The 10,299-nt window shown below is 63.8% G+C and carries 9 protein-coding genes and 2 pseudogenes; 9 read left to right on the top strand and 2 right to left on the bottom strand.

All coding sequences use genetic code 11. The features are described 5' to 3' along the window. The first annotated feature begins 301 nt into the window (after nucleotides 1-301). From AC1EJR_RS27045 to AC1EJR_RS27030, 4 genes and pseudogenes are all read left to right on the top strand, one after another. Nucleotides 302-1,054 carry a hypothetical protein gene (locus tag AC1EJR_RS27045; RefSeq protein ID WP_092291740.1) on the top strand — a complete coding sequence of 251 codons (753 nt, stop codon included), beginning with the start codon at nucleotides 302-304 and terminating at the stop codon, nucleotides 1,052-1,054. A gap of 328 nt (nucleotides 1,055-1,382) precedes the next feature. After that, nucleotides 1,383-1,687: pseudogene (locus tag AC1EJR_RS27040) on the top strand (xanthine dehydrogenase family protein molybdopterin-binding subunit); the annotation flags it as partial. A gap of 111 nt (nucleotides 1,688-1,798) precedes the next feature. Continuing rightward, nucleotides 1,799-3,001, top strand: a complete 1,203-nt coding sequence (locus AC1EJR_RS27035) for an MFS transporter (RefSeq protein WP_477113918.1) — start codon at nucleotides 1,799-1,801, stop codon at nucleotides 2,999-3,001. A 46-nt stretch (nucleotides 3,002-3,047) separates the two neighbouring features. Continuing rightward, nucleotides 3,048-4,160 (top strand): alkene reductase, encoded by a 1,113-nt coding sequence (locus tag AC1EJR_RS27030; RefSeq protein ID WP_477113917.1) that lies wholly within the window; start codon nucleotides 3,048-3,050, stop codon nucleotides 4,158-4,160. A gap of 1 nt (nucleotide 4,161) precedes the next feature. On the opposite strand, the gene AC1EJR_RS27025 is transcribed toward AC1EJR_RS27030, so the two are convergent. Further along, nucleotides 4,162-5,076 carry a LysR family transcriptional regulator gene (locus tag AC1EJR_RS27025; protein ID WP_092291734.1) on the bottom strand — a complete coding sequence of 305 codons (915 nt, stop codon included), beginning with the start codon at nucleotides 5,074-5,076 and terminating at the stop codon, nucleotides 4,162-4,164. Between the two features lie 262 nt (nucleotides 5,077-5,338). Between AC1EJR_RS27025 and AC1EJR_RS27020 the strand changes: the two genes are divergently transcribed. The 5 genes from AC1EJR_RS27020 to AC1EJR_RS27000 all read left to right on the top strand — a co-directional run bounded on the left by AC1EJR_RS27020 (nucleotide 5,339) and on the right by AC1EJR_RS27000 (nucleotide 9,879). Then, the gene (locus AC1EJR_RS27020) at nucleotides 5,339-5,824 is read left to right on the top strand and encodes a VOC family protein (protein WP_477113916.1); all 486 of its coding nucleotides are present in this window, start codon (nucleotides 5,339-5,341) and stop codon (nucleotides 5,822-5,824) included. Continuing rightward, nucleotides 5,821-7,044, top strand: coding sequence for an FAD binding domain-containing protein (locus AC1EJR_RS27015; protein WP_477109047.1), 1,224 nt, complete (start codon nucleotides 5,821-5,823; stop codon nucleotides 7,042-7,044). The genes AC1EJR_RS27020 and AC1EJR_RS27015 overlap by 4 nt, the downstream gene beginning before the upstream one ends. Before the next feature lie 35 nt (nucleotides 7,045-7,079). Beyond that, on the top strand, nucleotides 7,080-7,439 hold the full coding sequence (locus AC1EJR_RS27010) for a DUF485 domain-containing protein (RefSeq protein WP_441593816.1): 360 nt from the start codon (nucleotides 7,080-7,082) through the stop codon (nucleotides 7,437-7,439). Further along, nucleotides 7,436-9,085, top strand: coding sequence for a cation acetate symporter (locus AC1EJR_RS27005; protein ID WP_092291726.1), 1,650 nt, complete (start codon nucleotides 7,436-7,438; stop codon nucleotides 9,083-9,085). The genes AC1EJR_RS27010 and AC1EJR_RS27005 overlap by 4 nt, the downstream gene beginning before the upstream one ends. Before the next feature lie 119 nt (nucleotides 9,086-9,204). Continuing rightward, nucleotides 9,205-9,879 carry a TetR/AcrR family transcriptional regulator gene (locus AC1EJR_RS27000; protein WP_477113915.1) on the top strand — a complete coding sequence of 225 codons (675 nt, stop codon included), beginning with the start codon at nucleotides 9,205-9,207 and terminating at the stop codon, nucleotides 9,877-9,879. 222 nt (nucleotides 9,880-10,101) lie between these two features. On the opposite strand, the pseudogene AC1EJR_RS26995 reads toward AC1EJR_RS27000, so the two are convergent. Further along, nucleotides 10,102-10,299, bottom strand: a pseudogene (locus tag AC1EJR_RS26995) (hydrolase); the annotation flags it as partial.

Raw genomic sequence — 10,299 nt, 5'->3', positions numbered from 1 at the left:
GTGGCGTTCGACATGGTGGTTTCTCCGGTAGCTAAAGGTTGATTCGTTCAGTTTTATTGCTTTTCGCTGTTCGCCGTTGTTTTGTTGTGGCGTTGCGATGGGATGAACTATACGGGGCGATAAGTGACGTAAATCCGCTGAAGTCTCACGTAGTTATTCAAATTTTTTGAAATTAGATCTCTCTACGCCGCCGCGCGACCCCCGGGGCATGTCTACCCCACTTCCCGGGGCTCAATGTCAGGCCCTGCCGGACGTTATCGATCTCATGTCTTTCCCTCATCCGATAAAAACAGGAGAAACCATGGGTCGTCGTTACCTCGCCGGGCTGCTGCTGGCCGTTACCGCCCTCGCGGGTTGCGCAGTGGTACAGAAGCCGATTCCGGCCACCAGCGCGCTGTTCGAGAACAAGGAGAAGACCGTCGCGGTCGCCCTCGAGAAGCTGCCCGAGCCGAACCAGGTCATGCTGGGCGCGCAGGGCATCCTGGACTACGCCATCAACCGGGCCAACGCCAAGGCCATCGTCGACCGCCTGCAGAAGCAGGATTTCTCGAAGGTGAGCGGCCTGCCCAAGGAATTCGCCCAGGGCCTGGAATCGCGCCAGATCAAGGTCGTGATGATCGAGGAGCCGATCGATACGGAGTCCCTCTCCAAGTTCACGGAGGGCTCGGGCGATGGCGTGGCGCTGCGTGACTATCGCCCGCTGGCCCGGAAGTACAAGGCGGACAAGCTGCTGCTGGTGAGCGCCACCTCGCTGGGCACGGTCCGAAACTACTACGGCTTCCTGCCGCTGACCCCGCCGACGGCCCTGATCTCCCTGACCGGACAGCTGGTGGACCTGTCGACCAACAAGCTCGAATGGTATGAAAGGGTGGAAAACCACAATCCCGCCAAGGGCGACTGGGACCAGGCCCCGGAATATGAAAACCTGATGGGCGCCGTGGACGAAGGCACCCGCGCGGCCACCTCGCAGCTGCGTGGCGCGTTCTTCATGGAACGGGCCGCACCGGCGGTGCCGAAGGTGGCGGGTACGGCGGCGGCGGGATCGGCGCAGTAAAAACCCCCGCTGGAAAGCAAAAACGGCCGCGAGAGATCGCGGCCGTTATTTCTTGGGGCGCTGGACTGTCGCGCCCCGGTCGCCTCGCGCTCGAACTCGCGGATCACCGGGTTGCCGAGGATCGCATCCCTTCCCGCATCGATCAGGCGATCAATGTCCGCCTCGGGCAGGCGAAGCCTGGTCGGTACATCGCTCAGACTTGCAGCACGCGCCTTGTCGAGGGAATCGAACGAGATCCGCGTGACGAAGAATTCGACGGCGTCGCACCGCCAGTCCGGGCTGCTTGCGGCGATTTCCTGTTGCCGGGCATCCGGCATGGCGCCGCTGCGAACCCGAGGGCGGCATCCTGCAATCTGCCAGCTGGACACTCTATGAACAGTTGCGCTTCGACACGACCGGCATTCGCAGTTTCGATTGGGGAACCTATCCAATCATGCGGGTCTCGGCGGTACCCCACGCAGGTCAATGTGCCTCTGATCGATCGTCCAGGCGCACCATTCCCGGGGCGTGGCGGAAGCCGCGATGGGCCCGACCGCCGGTGCCATCGGCAACGCACTGGTCGATGCCACGGGCGTGAGGCTGCGCGATATGCCACTGGGCGGCGAGACGCTGCAGGCCAGGATCGCGCCCTAAGTACCGAGGGAGGCGTTGCATCCCGCGCAACGCTGATTTGCTCCCCGTTGTGATTCAAATTGCGCTTTCCGGCGCCTAAGCTCTCCCCATTGCAACCTGTCCCTCAACGCCATGGAATCCACAACTTCCCCCCTCATGCCCGGCGCCGCGCCTGCGCCAGCCCCGATGTCCGGCGCGCTGGTCGCGCTGTTTTCGCTGTGTGCCGGCGTGCTGGTTGCCAACCTCTATTACGCCCAGCCCATCATCGAGATGATTGCGCCGACGGTGGGGCTGTCGGCCCAAAGCGCCAGCGTCATCGTGTCGCTGACCCAGATCGGCTATGCCGTCGGTCTGTTCTTTCTGGTGCCGCTGGCAGATCTGCACGAGAACCGGCGCCTGCTGCTGATCAGTGGCGTGGCCGCCGCCATCAGCCTTGTGGGCGCCGCCACCGCGTCGCAGCCAGGACTGTTCCTGCTGGTGTCGCTGTTGCTTGGCCTGAGCTCCGTGAGCGTGCAGATACTGATTCCGCTGGCGGCGCACCTTGCGCCCGAAGCGCTGCGTGGGCGCACCGTGGGCACGATCATGGGCGGCCTGCTCTCCGGAATCCTGCTGTCCCGGCCATTGTCGAGCCTGCTGGCACAGGCCTTCGGCTGGCGTGCGGTGTTCTTTATCGCCGCCGCGATGACGCTGGCGACGGTGGCCATCATCGCAGCGACGATTCCGCGCCGCATGCCCGAGCATCGCGGCACCTATGGCGGCCTGCTGGTTTCCCTGTGGCATCTGTTCACGCGCTATGCGGTGCTGCGCCAGCGCTCGCTGTACCAAGCGCTGCTGTTTGCCGCGTTCAGCCTGTTCTGGACTGCCGCACCCCTCGAGCTGGTCAGCCACTATGGCCTCTCGCAATCGCAGATTGGCGTCTTTGCACTGGTTGGCGCGCTGGGCGCTGTGGCGGCACCGATCGCCGGCCGGCTGGCGGATTCGGGCCATACGCGCATCGCCTCTTACCTGGCGATGATCGCTGCTGTCATCAGTTTCCTTCCCGGAATGGTCGGCGGCACAGGCGGCGTCTATTGGCTTGCATTGACCGGCATCGTGCTCGACTTTGCCGTGCAGATGAACATGGTGCTGGGTCAGCGTGCGATCTATGCGCTCGATGCCACCAGCCGTGGACGCCTGAACGCGCTGTACATGACCGCCATCTTCGCCGGGGGCGCGGTGGGATCGGCCGTCGCCAGCGTGCTCTACACGCATATCGGCTGGTCCGGCATCGTCGCGACGGGCAGTGGTCTTGCGCTGGTCTCGCTGCTGGCCATGGCCCTCGCTTCGCGCCGCTGAGCAGCTCGCTCCTTCTTCGAACCATTCATTGACCGGAGTCATCATCATGACATCCCTTCTGTTCTCGCCCATCACAATCGGGCAGCTGCAACTGACTCACCGCGTCGCCATGGCGCCATTGACGCGCTCGCGCGCTGGCCAGCCCGGTAATGTGCCCAATGCCATGAATGTCGAGTACTACCGGCAGCGCGCCTCAGCGGCACTGATCATTACCGAGGCCACCCAGATCTCGCAGCAAGGCCAGGGCTATGCGTGGACCCCTGGGATCTACACCGCCGAGCAGGTCGAGGGCTGGCGTGCCGTGGCGGACGCCGTCCATGCCGAAGCTGGCCGGATCTTCCTGCAACTGTGGCACGTTGGCCGGGTTTCGCACCCGTCGTTTCAACCCGGCGGCGCGCTGCCGGTGGCGCCGAGCGCGCTCCCGGTGCCCGGCAAGACGTTCATCGTCGACGCCGACGGGAACGGCGTGTGGGGCGACATCCCGACGCCACAGGCACTGACCGTGGAGGGTATCGCGGCGATCGTGCATGACTACCGCCGGGCCGCGCACAATGCCATGGAGGCGGGCATGGACGGCGTGGAAATCCATGCGGGAAATGGCTATCTGCTGGACCAGTTCATCAACTCTGACAGCAACCTTCGCACCGACGCCTATGGCGGCGGCATCGAGAACCGCGCGCGCCTGCTACTGGAGGTGGTGGACGCCGTGACGGCCGAGATCGGTGCGGAGCGCGTGGGCGTGCGGCTCACGCCGATGGGCCGCTTCATGGGCATGGGCGATGCCACGCCTGAGGCCACGTTCGCCTACATCGCACGCCGCCTCAACGACGAGTCGCTGGCCTATTTGCACCTGGTGGAGCCGGCGATGGTCGGTACGGTCAAGGACGAGGCGGCTGACCCGCGCTGGGATGCCATCATGCGCAGGATGCGTGCCGAATTCCACGGGGTGCTGATGGTGGCTGGCGGCTACGACGGCGCCTCCGCAGAACGTGCGATTACCGACGGGCGCGCGGACATCGTCGCGTTCGGACGGCCGTTCATCGCCAATCCCGATCTGCCCCGCCGTCTCCAGACCTCGGCGGCGCTGAATGCCGCCAATCCGGCGACGTTCTTTGGCGGCACGACTGTCGGCTACACCGACTATCCGGCACTTGCCTGAGTCATTCCTGGCGGCGTGTCGGCCCGGGCAATGTCGCCAGGAATGTCAGGAACGCGGCAATCCGCCGCGAGCCGCGCTGGTTCGGCAGATACAGCGCAGAGATGGCGGAGCTTGTCTGGTCAGGATTGACAGACCATGCGTCAAACAACGGCGTCAGCCGACGATTGTCGATATCGTCATCGACGAGCCAGTCCGGCAACAGGCCGATGCCCCCGCCCGCCAGCGCGATCTCGCGTAATACCTCGGCGTTGTTGCTGCGGAAATGGCCATTGACCGGAACTGTCGTCTCACTGCCGTCCTGGCGAAAGGTCCACACCTGATCCCGCGCGCCATAGCTGAATCGCAGACAGCGATGATGGAGCAACTCGCCGGGCTCAGCGGGCACACCCTGGCTCTCCAGATAGGCCGGGCTAGCCACCACGCGACGGCGGAAGCTGCCGATCTCCCGCGCGATKACACTATCGTAAGACGCCGGGCTGCCCAGCCGGACGGACAGGTCAATCCGCTCGCCGATCAGGTCGACGATGTCGTCGGTCAGCGTCACCTCGACCTCGAGTTTCGGAAACTTCGCCAGCCAATCGCCAAGATAGGGGGCGATGCATCGCCGCCCAAACGCCACGGGTAGCGATACGCGCAAGCGCCCAACCGGCTCCTCGCCCCGATCCGCAATCAACGCGTCGGCTTCCTCCACGGCATCCAGAATCTTCCGGGCCTGCTGGTAATAGGCTGCGCCGGCCTCCGTGACCGTGATGAGCCGCGTGGACCGATTCAGCAAGACCGCCCCCAGTGATGCCTCAAGGCCGTCGAGCGCGCGCGTGACCGACGATGTGGCCAGCTCCAGGCGTCGTGCTGCGGCGGAGAAGCCCTTCGCATCCACGGTTTCCACGAACATCTTCAGTGCAAGCAGCTTGTCCATCTTCCAGGGATGATCGATTGATAACGATTGGTCATTCGGGAAGCGTGATGCAGATCGCGATATGAACTATGCGACACGCTCGCGTTCCGGCAGATGATGCCACTCCTTGATCCGACCTGCTTTGTGAGCCAGGCGCGACACCGCGCGGAAGCTCGTCGAATCAGGGTAAGTCCCACCCGTCCCGCCCCTTGGCCTGTCGCGCCTTCCGCCCTATCATTTATCAACCGATCACTGATCGATCGATAATTTAAAGGAGGCGACGATGGCACTGACCAAACTTGCGCATTTTTCCATTCGCACCACCGACCTGGAACGGTCCTGCGCGTTCTACGGACGCGTGCTGGGCTTCCGGCGTGGCTACCGCCCCCCGTTCGATTTTCCCGGCGCCTGGCTCTATATGGGCGACGACGAGCGTGACTACGGATGCGTGCACATCATTGGCATCGATCCCGCCAATCCTTCGGGGCTGGCGGCCTACCTCGGCGACAAGTCCCTGCCCGCATCCGGCACCGGCACCGGCACGCTCGACCACATCGCCTTCCTGGCCACTGGCGTCGCGCAGATGTGGAACACCCTCCGCGCCGAGGGCATCGCCTGGCGTGACCGCACCGTCCCGAGCCTTGGCCTCCATCAGGTCTTCATTGAGGATCCTTCGGGCGTCACGATCGAGCTCAACTACCCATCCACCGAGGTGGAGGGCCTGGCATTGCCGCATCCGGCGCAAGCTACAACGGGAGTCGAGGCATGAAATCCGCACTGCAAAGGCAACCCAGGGCGATCGTCGTCGGCGGATCGCTCGGCGGTCTGTTTGCCGCCAGCATGCTTCAGCGCGAAGGCTGGGAGGTCGAGGTCTTCGAGCGGACACCCGAAGCGTTGACCGGGCGTGGCGCCGGAATCGTCACGCACCCGGAACTGTTCGAGGCACTGGCCACCGCCGGCGTGGTCGTCGACGACAGCATTGGCGTTCACGTCGATACCCGGGTCACACTCGCCCGCGATGGCGCTGTGGTATCGGATCGCCAGATGCCCCAGACATTGACGGCCTGGGGCAAGATGTATGACGTGCTGGGCAAGGCGTTTTCCGGCGCCTATCGCACCGGCGCAACCGTGACCGCGGTCGATTCTCATGCCGACCATGCGGTCGTCACGCTGCAGGACGGCTCGACGCACCGGGCCGACATGGTCATTGCCGCCGACGGCTTCCGCTCGGGGGTACGCGAACAGCTACTGCCTTCGGTCGGCCTGGAGTACGCCGGATATGTTGCCTGGCGCGGGCTGGTCGATGAGGCCGATATTTCGCCCGGCACGCACGCGGCCATTTTCGACAAGTTTGCCTTCTGCCTGCCGGCTCACGAGCAAATCCTTGGCTATCCGGTGGCGGGCGACGGCAACAGCATCGCGCCGGGCCGCCGCCGCTACAACTTCGTGTGGTATCGCGCCACGCGCGAGGAAGACGAACTCCCTGACCTGCTGACCGACGTTGCAGGCAAGACCTGGGCCAATGGCATTCCGCCGAGCCTGATCCGCCCCGAGGTGCTCGACGACATGGAAAGCGCCGCATCCGATCTGCTGGCGCCGCAGTTCGCGGAAATCGTCACGAAGACCCCCCAACCGCTATTCCAGCCGATCTTCGACCTGACCGTGCCTCGCATGGCTTTCGGCCGAATCGCGCTGCTGGGCGACGCCGCGTTCGTGGCTCGCCCGCATTGCGGCATGGGTGTCACGAAAGCGGCCGGCGACGCCATCGCACTGGTCCACGCGCTGGCCGGACATCCGTCCGTCGAAACGGCGCTCGAGGCGTACAGCACCGAGCGCGTCCAGGTAGGCCGGGCGGTCGTCGAGCACGCACGCCATCTGGGGGCCTATATGCAGGCGCAACTCAAGGGTGAACAGGATCGCGAGATGGCCGAACGCTATCGGACGCCCGAGGCAGTCATGCGCGAGACCGCCGTCTCACGGCGCTTCTGACCTACGCCGCAAAACAACGTACCGGAGACAACATCATGCCCCAAGCCGCCGCCTATCCAATCCATCTTGATCTTGCCGAAACGGACCCGCCCGTGGTCCCGCATCCCCTCCTGAGCGAGCCAGGCTTCGCGCGTCTGCAGCGCGCGCGCCGTCGTTTTTCCTGGTCGCTCACCGCCGCGATGCTGGCGGTCTACTTCGGCTTCATTCTCACCCTGGCCTTTCGTCCGGACCTGCTTGCTGCGCCGCTGACAGCAGGCCAGCCGATGAGCGTCGGCATACCCATCGGGTTCGGCATGTTCGCCTTCACCTTCGCACTGGTGGCCATCTATGTGTATCGCAGCAACACCGTCTACGACAAGATGATTGCGCAGATCCGCGAGGGAGAACCGTCATGAACCGCGCCTTGATTGCAGCTTCCCTCCTGCTTGCGCCGCTTGTCGCGGCCACTCCCGCCCTGGCGGCCACGCCACCGGTCGGGCAGGGCCTGAACCTGATCGCCATTGCCATGTTCGTCGCGTTTGTCGCCGCCACACTGGTCGTGACACGCTGGGCGGCCAAGCGCAACCACAGCGTGGCCGACCACTACGCTGCCGGCGGCAAGATCACGGCCATGCAGAATGGCTGGGCGATTGCCGGCGACTACATGTCTGCCGCATCGCTGCTCGGCATTTCGGCGCTGGTCTTTACCAGCGGCTACGACGGCCTGATCTATTCCATCGGATTCCTGGCCAGTTGGCCCATCATCCTGTTCCTGATCGCCGAACCCCTGCGCAATCTGGGGCGCTACACGCTGGCCGATGTGCTGTCATACCGGCTCAGGCAGCGGCCTATCCGCGGCTTCTCGGCATTGAGTTCGATCGTGATCGTGCTGCTGTACCTGGTCTCGCAGATGGTGGGCGCCGGCAAGCTCGTGGAGCTGCTGTTCGGCTTCAACTACACCTCGGCGGTGGTCCTGGTCGGCGTGCTGATGGTGGTCTACGTGTTCTTCGGGGGCATGCTGGCCACGACTTGGATCCAGATCATCAAGGCCGTCATGCTGCTGGCCGGTTGCGCCTTCATGGCCTTCATGGTCATGCGCCACTTCGGCTTCAGCCTGAATACCCTGTTCGAGCACGCCATCACCGCACATGGCAAGCACGACGCCATCATGCGTCCCGGCGGCCTGGTCTCGGATCCGGTGTCAGCCGTGTCGCTGGGCCTGGCGCTGATCTTCGGCACTGCCGGCCTGCCGCACATCCTGATGCGCTTCTTTACCGTCAGCAACGTCAAGGCCGCGCGCAAGAGCGTGCTCTACGCCACCGGCATCGTCGGCATGGGCTACGCCATGATCATCGTGATCGGCTTTGGCACGATCGCGCTGGTCGCCCAGGATCCGCTGTACCACAACAGCGCCGGCGCCGTGATTGGCGGGGTCAACATGGTGGCCGTGCATCTTGCTCATGCGGTGGGTGGAAACGTCTTCCTCGGCTTTATCTGTGCGGTGGCGTTCTCGACGATCCTGGCCGTGGTTGCCGGGCTGACGCTGGCGGGCTCCTCCGCCATCTCGCACGACCTCTATGCGACGGTGATCCGCCAGGGCAAGGCGTCCGACAAGGACGAGATGCGGGTGTCGCGTATGACGACGCTGGTGCTGGGTGTGCTGTCGATCCTGCTCGGCATCCTGTTCGAGAAGCAGACCATCGCCTTCATCGTCAGCCTGACATTCTCGATCGCCGCCAGTTCCAATTTTCCCGTGCTGCTGCTGTCGATCTACTGGCGCGGGCTGACCACGCGCGGCGCGGTCGTCGGCGGCATGCTCGGACTGATCACGGCCGTAGTACTGACGATCCTGAGCCCGACCGTCTGGGTGCAGGTGCTGGGGCACGCCTCGGCCATCTATCCGTACGAATATCCGGCCCTGTTCTCCATGCTGGTGGCATTTGCCGGCATCTACGTATTCTCGGTGACCGACCGGTCGGCACGGGGGGCATGGGAACGCGCGGCGTATCAGAATCAGCGCGTGGATTGTGAGCTGGGCCTCGGCAGGAAGACCGTTAACTAGGCTGCAGCCACCATCGGGAGCGGGCGGCGCAGACCTTCTGCAGTCGCCCATCTTCCCATTTATCGGTCGATTGGTAGAATCCGGACATCATCGGCATCGCATTGGCGAGAGAGAACGTCATGGACTCAGGTACTGGATCGACCACGGAAGAGCCGCCCGTCAAGTCTGCGCGACGGCTGCTGCCCGAGGAACGCGAGAAGCAGATCGTCGAAAAGGCGATCGAACATTTCACCCGAAACGGCTTTGGCGGCAGTACCCGGGAGCTGGCCCGACAGATCGGTGTGACGCAACCCCTGCTCTATCGTTATTTCGAGAGCAAGGAAGCCCTCATCGAGCGCGTGTACAACGAGGTCTTCCAATGGCGTCCTGACTGGGATCGGCAAATCACCGACCGCTCGATGCCACTGGCGGAGCGGCTCCATGCTTTTTACCTCGACTATTCATCGGTGATCCTCCGCGAAGAATGGATCCGGCTGTTCATCTTTGCCGGCCTGACGCACGAAGGCATCAACAAGAAGTACCTCGGCAAGCTGCGCAGCAAGGTCTTCCTGCCTGTGCTGGCCGAAGTCAGGGACGCATTCGGGATTGAGGCACCGCGCAAAGCTGAAGAGACTGAGGCGGAGATCGAGATGATCTGGAGCCTGCACGCGGCCATCTTCTATATCGGCGTCCGCAAGTGGATCTACGGTCTCAAGGTCCCGACCGACATGGACGCCATGATCCGTCAGAAGGTAGACATGTTCCTGCATGGCGCCCCGGCGGCAATGCGCGCATTGCGCGCAAGCGCTGGATAAACAAACCGCTGGGTCATCATGGCGCAAACCGCCAGTGTTCCAGCCAGCATACCGAGGGACGAAGAGGTGTGCGCGTGAGAGGAGAACCCCGTCGCGAAGGCGACGGCAGCCATTTCCAGCTTACGACCAAGTTTGTGATTGCATGTCATTGCGGCTACCGTTTTTTGCCTGTGCCCAGTCAGGGTGGCCCGGCTCTTGATGCCGCGCCACCCACCTTGGATATCAGTATTCGGTCACCGGCGCATGCACCGGSGCGATCGACGCGTGCGGSGTCTGCGTGCGCTGCGCGGCCTTGTGGACCATCGTGTAGGCGTAGTCGATGCCCATGCCGTAGGCGCCCGAGTGTTGCTTGGCCAGGCCGGTCACGGCGTCGTACGTTTCCTTGTTCTTCCAGTCACGCTGCCATTCCAGCAGCACCTG

The organism is Cupriavidus sp. 05T42, assembly GCF_056396345.1.
Note: the sequence above shows the minus strand (reverse complement) of the source record. Positions and strands in the feature narration are given on the sequence as shown.

Excerpts from the sequence above, each read along its gene's own strand:
- AC1EJR_RS27015 (WP_477109047.1), top strand. The coding sequence starts at position 5,821 with ATGAAATCCGCACTGCAAAGGCAACCCAGGGCGATCGTCGTCGGCGGA.
- AC1EJR_RS27045 (WP_092291740.1), top strand. The coding sequence starts at position 302 with ATGGGTCGTCGTTACCTCGCCGGGCTGCTGCTGGCCGTTACCGCCCTC.
- AC1EJR_RS27035 (WP_477113918.1), top strand. The coding sequence starts at position 1,799 with ATGGAATCCACAACTTCCCCCCTCATGCCCGGCGCCGCGCCTGCGCCA.
- AC1EJR_RS27030 (WP_477113917.1), top strand. The coding sequence starts at position 3,048 with ATGACATCCCTTCTGTTCTCGCCCATCACAATCGGGCAGCTGCAACTG.
- AC1EJR_RS27010 (WP_441593816.1), top strand. The coding sequence starts at position 7,080 with ATGCCCCAAGCCGCCGCCTATCCAATCCATCTTGATCTTGCCGAAACG.
- AC1EJR_RS27020 (WP_477113916.1), top strand. The coding sequence starts at position 5,339 with ATGGCACTGACCAAACTTGCGCATTTTTCCATTCGCACCACCGACCTG.
- AC1EJR_RS27000 (WP_477113915.1), top strand. The coding sequence starts at position 9,205 with ATGGACTCAGGTACTGGATCGACCACGGAAGAGCCGCCCGTCAAGTCT.
- AC1EJR_RS27005 (WP_092291726.1), top strand. The coding sequence starts at position 7,436 with ATGAACCGCGCCTTGATTGCAGCTTCCCTCCTGCTTGCGCCGCTTGTC.